Origin of the sequence: Paracoccus sp. (in: a-proteobacteria) (assembly GCF_047605025.1) — a bacterium.
Taxonomy (GTDB): Bacteria; Pseudomonadota; Alphaproteobacteria; order Rhodobacterales; family Rhodobacteraceae; genus Paracoccus.
The window spans coordinates 17,297-32,245 of the sequence record NZ_JASGGO010000014.1; the positions used below are offsets into that span (position 1 = coordinate 17,297).

The following is a 14,949-nucleotide window of genomic DNA, read 5'->3' on the forward strand; positions in this document are numbered from 1 at the left end:
CCTAGCCGGCGGGATGCTTCCGCGCGATCCGCTCGCGCAGAAGCCGCATCTCGTCGGCCAGGGCCAGTTCGACGGCCGCGCCCGGATCCAGGACGGCGCCGGGATCTTCCTGGCCGTCCCGCATCACGCTTTGCTGGGCCAGCCAATCCAGCATCTGCTGGCGCTGGCCGCCTTCCAGCAACCCGATCAGCCGCGTCATCGCCGCGCGATGCGCAAGGATGCGGCCTTCCAGCGCCGCCAGCTTCATGCCCTGATCCGCCATGGTCCCCTCCTGGCCGCCCGCAGAAGAAACGTCCGGGCGGACCGGCGCGTTCCCGGCCCCGCCTTTCGCGCGGCTATCTCTGCGCCATCACCGTCATGTCCGCCGGATAGCGCCCGCCCGAGACCGCATCGGGCGCAAAGGCACGCTCAAGCGCCGCGCGGGCGTCGTCGTCCAGTTCAAGCGCCACGGCGGCGACGTTCTGCTCCAGGTTCGGGATGCGCTTGGCGCCGGGGATGGGCACGATGTCATCGCCCTGGGCCAGCACCCAGGCCAGCGCCAGTTGCGCCGCGCTGATCCCCCGCGCCGCCGCCAGATCCTGGATCACCGCGACCAGCCGGGCATTCGCCTGCGCGTGCTCGGCCTGGAAGCGCGGCAGGCGGCGGCGGAAATCGTCGGGCGCCAGATCCTCGACCGGGGCGACCTTGCCGGTCAGGAAACCCCGGCCCAGCGGGCTGAAGGGAACGAAGCCCACGCCAAGCTCGCGGCAGGTGGCCAGCACGCCGTTGGTTTCCACATCGCGGGTCCAAAGCGAATATTCGCTTTGCAGCGCCGCGATGGGATGGGTCGCATGCGCCCGCCGCAAGGTCCCGGCCGAGACCTCGGACAGGCCGATCGCGCGCACCTTGCCCTCGGCCACCAGTTCGGCCATGCCGCCCACGGTCTCCTCGATGGGCACGGCGGGATCGACGCGGTGCAGATAATAAAGATCGATCACCTCGCAATCCAGCCGCTTCAGCGAGGCTTCGGCCACGGCGCGGGCATGTTCGGGGCGGCCATCCGTTCCCGTCATCTCGCCGAAGCGGTCATTCTGCTGGACATAGGTAAAGCCGAACTTGGTCGCGATGGTAACCCGGTCGCGCCAGGGCTTCAGCGCGCGGCCCAGCAGGCGCTCATTGCGCAAGGGGCCATAGACCTCGGCGGTGTCGAAGAAATCGACGCCAAGCTCGACCGCGCGGTGCAGGGTCTGGACGGACTGCGCCTCGTCCTGGGGGCCATAGGACTGGCTTAGCCCCATGCAGCCGAGGCCGATGGCCGAGACGGAAAGCGGGCCTATTTGGCGATGTTGCATGATCTTCTCCTTCGGATGCGATAGGGGCAGGATAGGCGCAGAGGATTGGGCTGAAAATCCGTGCAATTCGGATCGGGCCATTCTATCAGATCGCATGATCGACCGCGTTATGCTTTCGCAACTGGTGGTGTTCGCGACCGTGGCGCGGCAGGGCGGCTTTCGCGCGGCGGCGAAGACCCTGGGCATCGCCCCCTCGGCGGTCAGCCATGCCGTGGCAAGCCTTGAAGCCGGGCTGGGCCTGCGCCTTCTGGCGCGCAGCACCCGCGCCGTGCGGCCCACGGATGAGGGCGCGGCGCTTCTGGCCCGCGTCGCCGGCCCGCTTTCCGACATCGCGGCGGGGCTGGATGAGGCGCGCGCGCGGCAGGCCGAGCCATCCGGCATCCTGCGTGTCACCATGCCCAGCATCGCCGCGGAAGAGCTGATCCTGCCCCGCCTGCCCGAATTCTTCGCCCGCCACCCCCGCATCGCGCTGGAAATCGCCGCACATGATCGGTTCGAGGACATCGCCGAAGGCGGCTACGATGCCGGGCTGCGGCTGGGCGAAAGCCTGGGCCGGGACATGATCGCGGTGCGCGCCAGCCGCCCCTGCCGGGCGCTGGTGGTGGCGGCGCCGGACTATTTCGCCCGCCATCCACCGCCGCGCGAACCGGGCGATCTGGACGCGCATGACTGCATCCGCCGCCGCTTCGATTCCGGCCATCTCTATCGCTGGGAATTCCAGCGCGGCGACAAGGCGCTGGCGGTCGACGTGTCGGGGCGGCTGGTCGCGGCGATGACGGACTGGTGCCCGGAATTCGAGGGGTTCTATATCTATTTCCCCTCGCGCCGGCAGATGCGGCCTGCGCTGCGCGCCTTCGTGGATTTCTTCCGTCACCGCGACGGCTAGCGCGGCGCCGCCGGCTCGTCCCAGGTCTCGCGCGCGACCACGGCGGCCAGTTCCCGGCGAAAGCGCGAGATGGCGAATTCGGCGAAACTGGACAACGCCCGGCCCTTTTTCGTCACCACCCAGGCCGTGATCCCCCCCGGTTCGACCAGGCGGCGGCGGACCAGGCCGGGCATATAGACCTCGGCCACCGAGAATTCGTCGATCACCGCGACGCCCAGCCCGTGACGCACCAGGCTTACCACGGTCTGCGCGAACCGCCCTCGCATGGTGTGGTTGATCGCGATCCCGGCCTCGCGGAAGGGCGCGGCCAGGGCGCGGCCATAGGGATCCTCGGTCTCCACGCCGATGACATCCTCGCCCGCCAGGTCATGGACCGAGATCGCCTGCCGCGCCGCCAGCCGATGCCCCTCGGGAACGATCACCACCAGCCGCCCCCGCACCAGCGGCAGGCTTTCCAGCGCGGAATTCTCGACCGCCGAACTCATCAGCACGAATTCGCCGCGCTCAAGCAGCAGGTAATCCGCCGCCTCCTCGATCTTGAGGATATTAAGGTCGATGAACAGGTCGGGAAAGCGCGCGCGCACGCCCCGGATCGCGCGGGCGGCGATGAACTGCGCGATCGAGGGCGCCGAGGCAAAGCACAGCCGCACGTCCTGGCCCTTTCGCAGCGAGGCCACGGCGATGTTCAGGTTCTCCATCTGACGATGGACCTGATGGACCATCTCGAAGATCGAGGCGGCCTCGACCGAGGGCGTGAAAAGCCCGCCGCGACGCTCGAACAGGCGGATGTTGAGCGATTCCTCGGTATGCTTGACTAGCCGCGAGATGCCGGGCGCCGAGACGTTCAGAAGCTTGGCCGCGCCCTGGATCGTGCCCGCCATGGTGACGGCGCGGATCACCTCGACCTGGCGCAGGGTCAATTCACGCATGACCGTCACCCGGAACGGCAGGCGGCATATAGCGGCGCACAATCATTACATTTATTTCCATTTCTGCGAATTTTTCTTGCGCCCAATCCGACAAAACGATCATGTGAAGCTTGGCGAGGGTTTGCCAGACAGGGTTCATCGGCAATGTGCGAGTCGGGTGCAGATTAACATCATGTTAGCCAAAGCGAAGCATCCGTCTTTGACGTTACGGCCTCCCGTCGGCATTCACTATCTGTAAGCCGCGCCGAGGAGTTAGCGCGGTTTGTTTCTGGGAGGACACCAATGACCGCTTCGACACATGTGTCGACGGGCAAGAGCCAATCAAGCAAGGCCGCAGCCAGTGCTTGGATCGGTTCCGCGCTCGAATATTACGACTTCTTCATTTATGCGACCGCCGCCGCGCTGGTCTTTCCGCAGATCTTCTTTCCGTCGGAGAACCCCCGCGTCGCCATTGTTGCCTCGCTCGCGACCTATGGGGTGGGCTATGTCGCGCGCCCGATCGGCGCCTTCGTGCTGGGCCATTGGGGCGATACCCATGGCCGCAAGAACGTGCTGATCCTGTGCATGTTCATGATCGGCCTTTCGACCCTGCTGGTCGGCGTGCTGCCGACCTATCAGCAGGTGGGCATCCTGGCCCCGATCCTGCTGGTCCTGCTGCGCCTGATCCAGGGCTTTGCCGTCGCCGGCGAAATCTCGGGCGCAAGCACGATGGTGATGGAACACGCGCCCGTCGGACGCCGCGGCTTCTTCGCCAGCTTCACGCTGCAAGGCGTGCAGGCCGGCCAGATCCTGGCCGCCGCCGTCTTCCTGCCGCTGGCCCATTTCATGCCGGAAGAACAGTTCAACAGCTGGGGCTGGCGGATTCCCTTCCTGCTGAGCTTCGTCGTCATCATCGCAGGCTGGATCATCCGCCGCGAGGTCGAGGAAACCCCGGCCTTCCAGAAGGAAGACCACCAGCCGCACGTCAAGCAGAAGTCGCCTGTCATCGAGGCGTTCCAGAACAACCTGCCCGACATGATCCGCGTGATGTGCATGGCGCTGATGAACACCATCCCCGTCGTCGCCACCGTCTTCGGCGCGGCCTATGCGGTGCAGGCGGCCTATGGCATCGGTTTCCACAAGGACGTTTACCTGTGGATCCCGGTCATGGGCAACATCCTGGCCTGCCTGGTGATCCCCATCGTCGGCAACCTGACCGACAAGATCGGCCGTCGTCCGCCGATCATCATCGGCGCGCTGGGTTCGGGCATCCTGGCCTTTGGCTATCTCTATGCGATCTCGATCCACTCGGTTCCGCTGGCGATCTTCATGTCGCTTCTGATGTGGGGCCTGGTCTATCAGGGCTACAACGCCACCTTCCCCAGCTTCTATCCCGAACTGTTCCCGACCCGGACCCGCGTGTCCTCGATGGCGATCTCGCAGAACGTCGGCACCACGATCACCGCGCTGCTGCCCGCCGTCTTCGCCATCGTCGCGCCCCCCGGCTCGGAAAACGTCTGGCTGACGGTCGGCGCCATCGCCTTCGGCGTGACCTGCATCTCGGCCATCGCGGCCTTCACGGCGCGAGAGACCTTTCGGATGCGCAAGGAGGATCTGGGCAACCCCAACGCCCAGCCGATCCCGATGGCCGAATACGAGCGTCTGCGCGCCGAAGCCATCGCGAAACGCTAAGGCCACCAACGCCCTCCGGTCCGAACCGGGGGGCGTTTCCACCCTGGGCGGGGCACGGCCCGCCGCATCTCCCACCGACATCGTAGAAAGCGAGCACCGTCATGATTCGCGGCACAACCAAGCTGATCGGGCATCTGGGCTATCCCACGGCGACCTTCAAGGCGCCGATGATCTATAACCCCTGGTTTCGCGCGCGCGGGATCGACGCCGTGGTGATGCCCATGGGCGTCAAACCCCAGGATTACGCGGCCTTCCTGCCGCTGCTTTTCAGGCTGTCCAACATTCACGGCGCGCTGGTCACCATGCCGCACAAGGTGTCCACGGTGGGCCTGGCGGACCGGGTCTCGGTGACGGCCCGGATCGCGGGCTCGGCCAATGCGCTGCGCCTGGCCGAGGACGGGCTGATCGAGGCCGACATGTTCGACGGCGAAGGTTTCGTCGCGGGCGTTTTGAACAAGGGCCAGCCGGTCGCGGGGAAATCCGTTCTGGTCGTCGGCGCGGGCGGCGTGGGCTCGGCCATCGCCGCCTCGCTGGCCAAGGCCGGCGCGGCGCGCATGGCGCTTTTCGACCCCAATGCCGCCGGGGCCGAGGCGCTGGCCTCCCGCCTGGCCGCCGCCTATCCCCAGATCCGGCTTCAGACCGGGGACAAGGACCCGGCGGGCTTCGACATCGTGGTGAACGCCACGCCCCTGGGGATGAAGCCCGACGACCCGCTGCCGATGGATGTCGACCGGATCGACCCCGCCACCTTCGTCGGCGAAGTCGTGTTGAAGGCCGAGATGACGCCCTTCCTGACCGCCGCCGCCGAACGCGGCTGCCGCTATCAGGTCGGCACGGACATGCTGTTCGAACAGATCCCGGCCTATCTGGAATTCTTCGGCTTTCCGAAACCCACGGTCGAGGAACTGCGCCAGCACGCCGAGGTCAGCTATTGATCCTGGGCCCCAGCCCCGTCCAGTCCCAGTCCGGCCAGCGGCGGGGTGGGCTTAGCCCCAGCCCAGCCGGTGCGCCATGTCGAACAGTTCGGCGACCGAACCGACCCCCAGCTTTTCCAGGATGCGCGCGCGGTGATGATCCACCGTGCGCGGGCTGATGCCAAGATCTTGTGCGATTTGCTTGCTTGAAATGCGGTCGGGATTGCCCAGCATGTGGCGCACCACCTCGATCTCGCGCACGGTCAGGCTGTCCAGCCGCGCCTGCTGACCGCGCTGCGCGCGATGTTCGGCGGCACGCCGGCGCAGGCCGGCGAAAGCCTCTTCGATGCGCTCGACCAGCGCGGATTGCGCGAAGGGCTTTTCCAGAAAATCGATCGCCCCCGCCCGCATCGCCTTCACCGCGTCATTCACCGCCGCGTGCCCCGAGATGAAGATCACCGGCAGGTCGCTGCCCCGCCGCGCCAGCAATTCCTGCAATTCCAGCCCGTCCATGACCGGCATGCCCAGATCCAGCACCAGACAGCCGGGCGCGACATTTTCCCCGGTCTCGGCCAGGAATTCGCGCGCCGAGGCAAAGCCCTGGACCACATAGCCGCGCCAGGTCAGCCCCGCGCAGATCGCCAGTCGCACGTCCACATCATCATCGACGACATAGACCACCATCTCGTCGGGCAGGCCCTGCTCATCATTGTCGGGGGTCGGAGCGGATTCGTCCATTTAGATCACGAAAATTGCGGGGGGGGGGGGGGGGTGAGGACGACATGGCGGGCAGGTCGAAGCGGAACACCGCCCCGCCCAGATCGCCCGCGCCTTCGGAATGATGCCAGATCCGCCCGCCATGCGCCTCGACGATGGCGCGGCAGATCGACAGGCCCAGCCCCAGCCCGTCCGGCTTGCTGGTCTCGAACTCCGAGAAAAGCGCGATGTCGGGGGGAACGCCCGCGCCGTTATCGGCGACCTCGATGCAGACGCGATCCAGGCCGGGGGCGACGCTGGCGCCTAGATGCACGCGGCCGCCACCCTTGGCCTGGGCCTTCGCGGCGGCGGCCTGGATCGCGTTGCGCAGCAGATTGACCAGCACCTGGGCGATCTGGACGCGATTGCCCAGCACCGGCGGCAGAGGGATCGGCAGCGACACGTCGATCACCACGCCCGCATCCATCGCCTCGGGCTGGACCAGCAGCAGGGTCTGGCGCACCAGCGGCACCAGATCAACCGGCGCGCGCTGGCCGGTATCCTTGCGGATGAAACCGCGCAGGGCATGGATGATCTCGCCCGCGCGCAGGGACTGGCGTTCGATGCTGTGCAGAAGCCCGCGCATCATGTCCCGGTCAAGGTGGGACGTGTCGACCATCGCCTTGGCGGTATAAGCGTTCTGGGCGATGGCGGTCAGGGGCTGGTTCAACTCATGCGCCAGTCCCGCCGCCATCTGGCCCATGGTGGCGCCGCGCGCCAGATGCGACAGATCCGCGTTCAGCCGGTCCACCTCCTGCTCGATGCGCCGCCGCTCGGTCACGTCGTCCAGCGTCAGCACGTTGTAAAGCGGGCGGCCCTGCTCATCCCAGACCGGGATGGCATGCAGCGAGGCCCAGATGACGCAGCCGTCCGCCCGCACCAGCCGCAGTTCGATCCCCTCGCGCGCCAGCCTGTCCGAGGCCAGGCCCGAATCCGCGCCCGGTGCCGCCCCGGAAGCCATCGGGCAGGTCTCGGTGCCGTCGTCCAGCGGGTGGATGAATTCGCGTATCGTCCGGCCGCGCAACTGCTCGGGCGGCACCCCCAGCATGTCGCCCAGGCGCTGGTTGGCGTGCAGCAAGACCATCTCGCCGTCGCCGATCTGGGCCATGCCGCGCGGCGCCAGGTCGAAGGTCTGGCCGTATTCGATCTCGCGGTTGCGGCGGGCGCGGGCCTGGCGGGCCAGCGCCTGCCTGGTCAGTTCAAGCTCGCGGAAATCGCGTTTCTGGGACGTGTCGTCGGGCAGGTCCACCAGGTCCAGCCGCGCGCCCATCCGCGCCAGGTCGCGCACCGGGCGGTGGATGTATTCGGCCAGCAGCAGTCCCGCGCAGGCGGTGATCAGCGACAGCAGCACCGCCAGGACGATGTTTTCGCGCCGGTTCTGCTTCAACTCCCTCACGAAATCGTCCTGAGGGGCATAGACGATGACGCTCCAGGGAATGCCCGGCCCGATCAGCGGCGTCAGCATGCCGATATAGCGCGTCCCACCGTTATAGCGCGTCCCGCCATGGACGAACTGGACCACCTGATCCCGCCCCGCCTCTTGCCGGGACCGGGCCGCGGTGAAGGCGGCGCGGGCGACGGGATCGACCAGTTCGGGGATCTCGGGCAAGCGGATACCACCGCCCGGCCCGGCGCCGATCATCAGCATCGGATCTGGATGGGCGATGATATGGCCTTCGTCATCGACGATCAGCATGCGCCCGTTCTGACCGAATTTCAGCTCGCTCAAAAAGTCCGACAGCTGATTCATGCGGATGTTGACGCCAACCATGCCCTGAAGAACGCCATCGGCACCGCGCACCGGACTGGTCAGGCTGATCGTGGTCTGGTTCCCGGCAAGGCAGCTATAGGGCCGCAGCCACAGCATGTCACTTCCATCCACCGTCTTGCGATACCAGAAGCGGTTGCGGCGGTCGTCCTCGCGCAGCCGTTCCGAGATTTCGGACCTGATCGCGAAATCCGGCCCCCGTATCACGCGCCGTGCAGGAAGACCGCTTCCCGGCGCCGGTATGATCAGGGTCTCGAAACCGTCTCCGGGCGCGAGTTGGCGCCGGACGCGCAGGAAGAGCCCATCCTCGGCCACGAAATACATCTCGCTGAATTGCGGCGAGGTATGAAGCTGGTCGAACATCAACTGCTCAAGTCCGACCAGACGCCGCGATTCCCCCCGGCTGGTCCGTGACAGCCGTGCCGCCGCCGTGACCGCGCCCTTGGCCGGGTTCAGGAAACTGCGCGAATGGATCTGGGCATTGTGGCCGACATCCGCGATCAACGCGCGCGCATGGGCTATCAGCGCCCGCTCCGATGTCAGATACGATGACAGCACTACCCCAAGCACCGCCAGGAATTGCAGGCCCGAAAGGCCAAGGACCAGCACTGTCCCAAGCGATCTCTTCATGCCTACCCACTACCAATCCAGATCATGACAGCCCTGGATGGATACCGCTTCAATATCTGCCGCGCGGGATCCGAAACACACGCGACGGGTGAAATTACTGCGGGCAGTTTCGCCCCGACTCTTTGCCTATCACGCTCCCCTTCATGTTTGCAGGGCAAATCGCCCCCGAAGGCATAGGTAAGATTACCTAGGTAATGACGCGGATTTACGCCTTTCCACCAAGGTGAGAGATAAGGTCCTACCAATAGGACGGATCGCCATATTTCCGGCAAGGATCCGTGCTGTTGGCAGGGATTGTCCCGAATAGTTGGTTCCAGAGTTCCGACCATGAAGATGGTCGGATTTTTACCCTCGCCGGGATGCCCGTAGAGCGGGCGCCGGGTCACTCCCGGCCCCGGCGGGGCGTCCACCGCGCGCGTTGCCCCTTTCCCGCGCTTGGCGGGCGGGGCTAAGCAGGGGCGGACATCCAAGGAGACGCCGATGAAGCCCGCGCCCCTGACCCCCGCCCCAGCAGATGGCGAAGCCCGCCGCCAGGTGGCGCCGGTGATCTGCTATCCGGTCCAGACCCTGCCGCGCCCGGACCTCGCCAGCTATCGCGCCCTGCGCGACACGGCGAAAACCGTCGAGACCGTCACCGTGGCGCCGCGCGACGCGGCGGCCTTTCGCGTGCCGGCGGGGTATTTCTTCCGCATCCGCTCGGTCGAGGGGCCGCAGGTCGGCGATCTGAACCTGTTTCATGCCCAGAACCTGGACGAACGCTTCTACAGCGGCAAGACGCGCGCCTTGAACGGCACCCATCTGGGGCTGGGCGATCAGATGTTTTCCAGCTTTCCCTATCTGCGGCCCATGGCGACGATCACCCATGACACGCTGGACTGGTATGGGTTCGACGCCTTCGGCGGCGCGGTGCATGACGTGATCGGCACCCGCTGCGACCCCTATACCCATGCGCTGCTAAGCGACGGGGGCCAGTATCATCATTGCTGTCATTCGAACCTGACCCGCGCCCTGGCGGCCGCGACCGGCCTGCCCCCCGACCGGGCCGAGGCGCTGGTCCATGATGTGCTGAACGTCTTCATGTGCACCGGCTTCACGCGCGATACCGGGCAATATTTCATGAAGGCCAGCCCCGTGCGCCCCGGCGACTACCTGGAATTCTTCGCCGAGATGGATCTTCTGGGCGTGCTGTCGGCCTGTCCGGGGGGCGATTGCTCGACCGTGCACAGTTCGGACGCGGCCGCCTGCCATCCGCTGCTGGTCGAGATCCTGAAGCCCGCCTCCGCCCCCAGGGGTTGGCAACCGCCGCGCATGAACGCCTATGACCGTGGCCATGGGCTGCGGGCGGGCCAGGATGGTCCGGGCAGCTAGCCGCCGCGCCTCAACGCGGCGCATTGCGCCAGTTCGACCACCTGATAGGCGGCGGCCAGCAGGTCGTCCAGGCCCATCGCCGCCCGCGGGTCAAACGCCGCCTCGGTCTCGGATTGCAGCGATGCGGGCAGTTCGGCCAGGGCGGCGCGCATCGCCTGGATCAGGTCGTTCGGAATTTCTGCCATCTCTGCCCTCTGGTCCCGCGCGCCCTGGCTTCGGGCGCCGTTGCTTTGGGCCAGAAACGCCCGCCAGGCGGCTTGGTTGCATCGCGGCGGGCGGGCATGTGGCGGATCAAGGCAGCCCTCGGCGCAGGATGCGCACCAGTTCGGGCAGATAGGCGTCGCCCTGGCCGTCGTCCACGACCTGGGCCAGCGTGGCCTCGATCCCGTCCGCGACGGCATGGCCGGCGCCCGACGCCTGGGCCATCTGGCGGTAATAGGCGATGTCCTTCAACCCGTTCCCGATCGCGAAGGGCAGCGCCTCGCGGTCGCCCGTCGTGATGAAGGGCGCCAGCCGCTGCAAGGCCGCGCCCGCGCCGCCGCCCTTGGCCAGCACCTCGACGAAACGGGCGGGGTCGATGCCGGCATCGGCGGCATGGGCGGCGGCCTCGGCCAGCAGCACCATGCCGCCGACCGAGACGTAATTGTGCAAAAGCTTCATCCGGTGGCCGGCGCCGACCGGGCCGACATGGAACACCTCCTCGGTAAAGGCCGCCAGCACCGGGCGCATCGCCGAAAGCACCGCCGCGTCCCCGCCGATCAGCAGGTTCAACCGCCCCTCATGCGCGGCCTGGGCCGTGCGCGTCATCGGCGCGTCCAGGAACTCGGCCCCCGCCGCGCGGGCCAGCGCGGCCATGCGCAGCGTCGAGTCTGGCAGCGCGGTCGAACAGTCCACGATCACCGCCCCCGGCTTCAGCGCCGAAAGCACACCGTCCTGGCCAGTCAGCACCGCCTCGACCTGGGCCGAGCCGGTGACGCAAAGGATCACCGCATCCGCGTCGCGCGCCACCTCGGCGGGGGTCCGCGCCGCGACACCCCCCAGGGCCAGGATCTCATCCACCGGGCGATTGCCGGGATGATCCAGGAAGCGCAGGGGAAAGCCGCCCCGGCCCAGCAGGTTTCGCGCGATCCCGTGCCCCATCAGGCCGATCCCGATCATCCCAAGCCGCATCCCGCCCTCTCTTTCCGCGCCCATGCCTGTGATACAGGCATAGCACCGCCGCATGGCCGGCGACCAGCCACCTTGCGGCCAGCTTACCGCTTTCCCTTTCCGCGCGGGTCGGATAAATCGCAGGCAAGAACAATGCCGAAAGAGACCTGCGTGATGAGCAGCACGACAGAGACGATCAGCGCGGACCGCCTGACCCGCGAGCATCTCGACCGGGAAGTGGCCGAGATCCGGGCGATCTACGAACTGCTTTTCCCGGTCGAGAACCTGACCTTCCTGTTCCGCCAGGGCCGTGAGCCGACCTGGGGCCAGCCCGTCGTGACCGAGGGCGCCCCCACCCTCAACAGTGCCCAGGTCGATGCCGATTACCTGGGTCTGATCCGCCGCCCCGGCGCCAGCCCGGCCGCGCCCCATGTCACCGTCTCGGTCACGATCCCCCGCGCCCCCCTGCCAAGCGAGATCCAGCTTAGCGAAGCGCCCTGGGTGCCGATCAGGCCGCTGAAGCCGCTGCACCGGCTTTGGCCGCTGGGATATGAGCAGGTGCGCTACCTAGCCGAGATGGCGCGCAAGCGCCGGGGCACCCGGCGCCACAGCCGCAAGGCCCTGCCCTTCGGCGACGGCGCCACCGCGTTCTTTCCCCGCCCGGCCGAGGAGCCACCCGAAAAGCCGCCCGCCATCCTGATCGGCATGCACTGGCTGGAGGTGGGCGGGGCCGAGAAGCTGGGCTTCGACTGCATCCGCTGGGCGCTGGAGGCCGGGCTGCGGGTCTTCGTGGTCGCGGGCGTGGCCTCGATCCAGCGCCTGGCCGACCGGCTGCCCGACCACCCGGACCTGCGCTTCATCCGGCTGGACCGCTATCTGCCGCCGCATCTGTGGCCCCGCTATGTCGAGGCCCTGGCCCGGTCCCAGAACATCCGCCTGATCCATATCCACCATTGCCGCCAGCTTTACGACGCCCTGCCGCATCTGCGCGCGACGCTGCCCTGGATCCAGGTCATCGACTCGACCCATATCGTCGAATATGCCGATGGCGGCTATCCGCGCTCATCCGGGGTATGGACCAACTTCATCGACCTGCACCATGTCATCAGCGGCGAGCTGGTCGATTACTACCGCGACACGTTCCATGTCGTCGGCAAGGTCGTCCTGGGCCGGATGCTGGAACGCCACGCCGTGCCAGGCGCCTTGCCCGCGCCGAATTTCAAGGCCGGGCAGAAGACCCTGCATGTCAGCTTCATCGGCCGGCTTTATTACCAGAAGCGCCCGGTCGTGGTGGTCGAGGCGCTGCGCGGGCTTGCCGCCTGGGCGCGGGCCAACGGCGTCGCCTTCTCGGCCACCATGGTCGGCGAGGGGCCTTTCCTGGGCGAGGTCCGGCGCCTGCTACAGAAATACGCCCTGACCGAGGCGGTCGAGATGGTCGCGGCCAATGCCGACGTGCCCGCGCTGCTGGCCCGCTCGGACGTGCTGTTGCTGCCCTCGAACAACGAGGGGCTGGCCCTGGTCTGCTATGAGGCGATCGAGCAGGGCTGCATGCCGATCTCGACCGATGTGGGTTCCCAGGACGAAATCGTGCCCCCCGATCTGCTGGTGCCGCTGGCGCCGCGCGCCGCCGTGCAGCGCATCGTCGCCGCCGTGGACGACATGTGGCGCGGCCAGGACGTGATCGACCGCCAGCGCGACCAGATGCAGCGGCTATGGGAAAGGATCGCCGCCGATCCCACCGCCAAGGAGGTGCTGATGCCGCTTTACCGCGCCCATGCCAAGGACCGCCCGGAATGACCGCCCTGACCAAGACCGCCGCCGTCATCGTCACCTTCAACCGCTCGCGCAAGCTGGTGAACGTGCTGGACGCGCTGGACCGCCAGACCGCCCGCCCCGAGATCATCCTGGTCGTGGACAACGCCTCGACCGACGACACCCAGGCCGTGGTCGAGGCCCGCGCGCGCCAGGACCTTAGCATCCGCTATCTGCGCCTGCCCAAGAATGTCGGCGGCGCCGGGGGGTTTCACGCCGGGCTGAAGGCCGCCTATGACATGGGCGCGCATTATTTCTGGATCTCGGACGACGACGCCTATCCCCAGCCCGACGCGATCCAGAAGCTGCGCGACGCGATCCGCCAGTTCGAGGCCGAGAACCAGTGGCGCCCCAGTTTCGCGGCCTCGCGCGTGGAATGGACCGACGGCACCCTTTGCGAGATGAACACCCCCCGCCCGGTCTGGGACTGGCCCCGCTTCGTCCGCCCCGATGCGGCCTGGGCACTGGTGGACAGCGCCTCCTTCGTGTCGATCCTGGTGCCCCGCTGGGCGGTCGAGGCGCATGGCCTGCCCATCGCCGATTATTTCATCTGGTTCGACGATGCCGAATATACCCGCCGGCTGTCGCGCAGCTATCCGGGCATCTTCGTTCCCGAAAGCCGCGTGATCCACGACACGCCGGACAATCGCGGGGTGAATTTCGGCCTGGTGAATGAGAAAAGCCTGTGGAAATTCCGCTATGGCGCGCGCAACGAAGCCTCGTGGCGCCGGCGCGAGGGCGGGCTGATGAGCCTGCTCAGCTATGCCTATGGCGTGCGCCAGCAGATGAGGCGCGCCAATGTGCCGGGCAGGATGCGCCGCGACATCTACCGCGCCATCCTGCGCGGCGCGACGTTCCGGCCGCAGGTCGTGAAGGTGTGACAGGTTCCGCGCCGCCAAGTTGAATTCAAGGAAAGACAGTCGCAAGCATGACCAGCCCCGATCAGAATGTCCGCGAGCTTGCCGCCGAATTCGGCGCCAGCGAAGACATCATGGCCCAGTTCGTCGCCCGTTTCGCGCCCGGCCGGGTTGCCCCGAATGCCTATGCCGCGCCCTCGGACACGATGCTTTTCGTGCATATCCCGAAAACGGCCGGGGTCTCGATCGGCAAGTCCTTCCAAAGCACGTTCGACAAGTTCCATGCCGTGCAGTGGGACAGCATCGGCCCCTCGTTCCGCCATTCGACGCGCCAGGCCGCCTATAACCAAAGCCGGGGCGCGGGGCGCCAGGTGATCATGGGACATTTCGGCTGGCCCGAGATCCAGCTTTGGCGCAACCATGAGATGGCGATCAAATGCGGCGCCATCTTCCGCCATCCGGTCGAGCGGCTGGTGTCGAATTTCAACTACAATCGTTCCAGCGCCCATCCCGGCCGCGTGGGCTTTACCGAGCGTTTTCCCACCGTCGAAAGCTATGCCCGCAACGCCGAACTGGACGTGCAATTGACCCAGGCTCTGGGTTTCGTGTCCAGCTTCGACGAGGCGCTGGCCAAGCTGAACCGCTATTACACCTTCCTGGGCATCACCGAAAAGCTTTCGGCCTCGCTGGCGCATCTGGCGCGAAGCCATGGCCTGCGCCCTTTCCAGGAGCATCGCGCCAATGTGGGCAGCAACAAAGAGGCCGTCGTCTCGGCCGAGCTATCGCGCATGATCCTGGACCGCAGCCATAACGATCTGAAGCTGCACCGGCTGCTGACCCGGCTTTACGCCTGACGGATCCGCCCGCGCCAGCCAAGC

General features: G+C 67.0%; 14 protein-coding genes. 7 read left to right on the forward strand and 7 right to left on the reverse strand.

Translation table 11 applies throughout. The features are described from left to right. Nucleotide 1 precedes the first annotated feature (1 nt). Together QM682_RS09730 and QM682_RS09735 are read right to left on the reverse strand one after the other, a co-directional pair. Nucleotides 2-262 carry a hypothetical protein gene (locus QM682_RS09730; RefSeq protein ID WP_415129174.1) on the reverse strand — a complete coding sequence of 87 codons (261 nt, stop codon included), beginning with the start codon at nucleotides 260-262 and terminating at the stop codon, nucleotides 2-4. A 73-nt stretch (nucleotides 263-335) separates the two neighbouring features. After that, complete coding sequence (locus QM682_RS09735) at nucleotides 336-1,331, reverse strand: aldo/keto reductase (protein ID WP_415129176.1); 996 nt, start codon at nucleotides 1,329-1,331, stop codon at nucleotides 336-338. 94 nt (nucleotides 1,332-1,425) lie between these two features. On the opposite strand from QM682_RS09735, the gene QM682_RS09740 reads away from it, so the two are divergent. Next, the gene (locus QM682_RS09740; RefSeq protein WP_415129178.1) at nucleotides 1,426-2,217 is read left to right on the forward strand and encodes a LysR substrate-binding domain-containing protein; all 792 of its coding nucleotides are present in this window, start codon (nucleotides 1,426-1,428) and stop codon (nucleotides 2,215-2,217) included. Here QM682_RS09740 and QM682_RS09745 read toward each other — a convergent pair. Continuing rightward, complete coding sequence (locus QM682_RS09745; RefSeq protein ID WP_415129180.1) at nucleotides 2,214-3,146, reverse strand: LysR substrate-binding domain-containing protein; 933 nt, start codon at nucleotides 3,144-3,146, stop codon at nucleotides 2,214-2,216. The two genes, QM682_RS09740 and QM682_RS09745, sit on opposite strands and share 4 nt — an antisense overlap. A gap of 282 nt (nucleotides 3,147-3,428) precedes the next feature. On the opposite strand from QM682_RS09745, the gene QM682_RS09750 reads away from it, so the two are divergent. Continuing rightward, on the forward strand, nucleotides 3,429-4,817 hold the full coding sequence (locus tag QM682_RS09750; RefSeq protein ID WP_415129182.1) for an MFS transporter: 1,389 nt from the start codon (nucleotides 3,429-3,431) through the stop codon (nucleotides 4,815-4,817). 101 nt (nucleotides 4,818-4,918) lie between these two features. Further along, the gene (locus QM682_RS09755) at nucleotides 4,919-5,752 is read left to right on the forward strand and encodes a shikimate dehydrogenase family protein (RefSeq protein ID WP_415129184.1); all 834 of its coding nucleotides are present in this window, start codon (nucleotides 4,919-4,921) and stop codon (nucleotides 5,750-5,752) included. Between the two features lie 51 nt (nucleotides 5,753-5,803). On the opposite strand, the gene QM682_RS09760 is transcribed toward QM682_RS09755, so the two are convergent. Both QM682_RS09760 and QM682_RS09765 read right to left on the reverse strand, forming a co-directional pair. Further along, nucleotides 5,804-6,469: a response regulator transcription factor gene (locus tag QM682_RS09760; protein WP_415129186.1), complete on the reverse strand. Its 666-nt coding sequence runs from the start codon at nucleotides 6,467-6,469 to the stop codon at nucleotides 5,804-5,806. Next, nucleotides 6,438-8,885, reverse strand: a complete 2,448-nt coding sequence (locus tag QM682_RS09765) for a sensor histidine kinase (RefSeq protein WP_415129188.1) — start codon at nucleotides 8,883-8,885, stop codon at nucleotides 6,438-6,440. The genes QM682_RS09760 and QM682_RS09765 overlap by 32 nt, the downstream gene beginning before the upstream one ends. A gap of 480 nt (nucleotides 8,886-9,365) precedes the next feature. On the opposite strand from QM682_RS09765, the gene QM682_RS09770 reads away from it, so the two are divergent. Beyond that, nucleotides 9,366-10,253 carry an urea carboxylase-associated family protein gene (locus QM682_RS09770; protein ID WP_415129190.1) on the forward strand — a complete coding sequence of 296 codons (888 nt, stop codon included), beginning with the start codon at nucleotides 9,366-9,368 and terminating at the stop codon, nucleotides 10,251-10,253. Here QM682_RS09770 and QM682_RS09775 read toward each other — a convergent pair. Further along, entirely contained in the window at nucleotides 10,250-10,438 is a 189-nt protein-coding gene (locus QM682_RS09775) for a hypothetical protein (protein WP_415129192.1), read from the reverse strand. The genes QM682_RS09770 and QM682_RS09775 overlap by 4 nt on opposite strands. Nucleotides 10,439-10,544: 106 nt before the next feature. Beyond that, entirely contained in the window at nucleotides 10,545-11,423 is an 879-nt protein-coding gene (locus tag QM682_RS09780; RefSeq protein WP_415129194.1) for an NAD(P)-dependent oxidoreductase, read from the reverse strand. Between the two features lie 153 nt (nucleotides 11,424-11,576). On the opposite strand from QM682_RS09780, the gene QM682_RS09785 reads away from it, so the two are divergent. The 3 genes from QM682_RS09785 to QM682_RS09795 are packed head-to-tail and all read left to right on the forward strand — an operon-like array spanning nucleotide 11,577 to nucleotide 14,925. Continuing rightward, nucleotides 11,577-13,199, forward strand: coding sequence for a glycosyltransferase (locus QM682_RS09785; RefSeq protein ID WP_415129196.1), 1,623 nt, complete (start codon nucleotides 11,577-11,579; stop codon nucleotides 13,197-13,199). Further along, the gene (locus tag QM682_RS09790) at nucleotides 13,196-14,095 is read left to right on the forward strand and encodes a glycosyltransferase family 2 protein (RefSeq protein WP_415129198.1); all 900 of its coding nucleotides are present in this window, start codon (nucleotides 13,196-13,198) and stop codon (nucleotides 14,093-14,095) included. Before QM682_RS09785 ends, QM682_RS09790 begins: the two co-directional genes overlap by 4 nt. A gap of 47 nt (nucleotides 14,096-14,142) precedes the next feature. After that, nucleotides 14,143-14,925, forward strand: a complete 783-nt coding sequence (locus QM682_RS09795) for a hypothetical protein (RefSeq protein ID WP_415129200.1) — start codon at nucleotides 14,143-14,145, stop codon at nucleotides 14,923-14,925. The last annotated feature ends 24 nt before the right edge of the window (nucleotides 14,926-14,949 follow it).

What these genes read in the sequence shown, in the direction of transcription:
- QM682_RS09730 (WP_415129174.1), bottom strand. Translation starts at nt 262, where the DNA reads ATGGCGGATCAGGGCATGAAGCTGGCGGCGCTGGAAGGCCGCATCCTT.
- QM682_RS09735 (WP_415129176.1), bottom strand. Translation starts at nt 1,331, where the DNA reads ATGCAACATCGCCAAATAGGCCCGCTTTCCGTCTCGGCCATCGGCCTC.
- QM682_RS09740 (WP_415129178.1), top strand. Translation starts at nt 1,426, where the DNA reads ATGATCGACCGCGTTATGCTTTCGCAACTGGTGGTGTTCGCGACCGTG.
- QM682_RS09745 (WP_415129180.1), bottom strand. Translation starts at nt 3,146, where the DNA reads ATGCGTGAATTGACCCTGCGCCAGGTCGAGGTGATCCGCGCCGTCACC.
- QM682_RS09750 (WP_415129182.1), top strand. Translation starts at nt 3,429, where the DNA reads ATGACCGCTTCGACACATGTGTCGACGGGCAAGAGCCAATCAAGCAAG.
- QM682_RS09755 (WP_415129184.1), top strand. Translation starts at nt 4,919, where the DNA reads ATGATTCGCGGCACAACCAAGCTGATCGGGCATCTGGGCTATCCCACG.
- QM682_RS09760 (WP_415129186.1), bottom strand. Translation starts at nt 6,469, where the DNA reads ATGGACGAATCCGCTCCGACCCCCGACAATGATGAGCAGGGCCTGCCC.
- QM682_RS09765 (WP_415129188.1), bottom strand. Translation starts at nt 8,885, where the DNA reads ATGAAGAGATCGCTTGGGACAGTGCTGGTCCTTGGCCTTTCGGGCCTG.
- QM682_RS09770 (WP_415129190.1), top strand. Translation starts at nt 9,366, where the DNA reads ATGAAGCCCGCGCCCCTGACCCCCGCCCCAGCAGATGGCGAAGCCCGC.
- QM682_RS09775 (WP_415129192.1), bottom strand. Translation starts at nt 10,438, where the DNA reads ATGGCAGAAATTCCGAACGACCTGATCCAGGCGATGCGCGCCGCCCTG.
- QM682_RS09780 (WP_415129194.1), bottom strand. Translation starts at nt 11,423, where the DNA reads ATGCGGCTTGGGATGATCGGGATCGGCCTGATGGGGCACGGGATCGCG.
- QM682_RS09785 (WP_415129196.1), top strand. Translation starts at nt 11,577, where the DNA reads ATGAGCAGCACGACAGAGACGATCAGCGCGGACCGCCTGACCCGCGAG.
- QM682_RS09790 (WP_415129198.1), top strand. Translation starts at nt 13,196, where the DNA reads ATGACCGCCCTGACCAAGACCGCCGCCGTCATCGTCACCTTCAACCGC.
- QM682_RS09795 (WP_415129200.1), top strand. Translation starts at nt 14,143, where the DNA reads ATGACCAGCCCCGATCAGAATGTCCGCGAGCTTGCCGCCGAATTCGGC.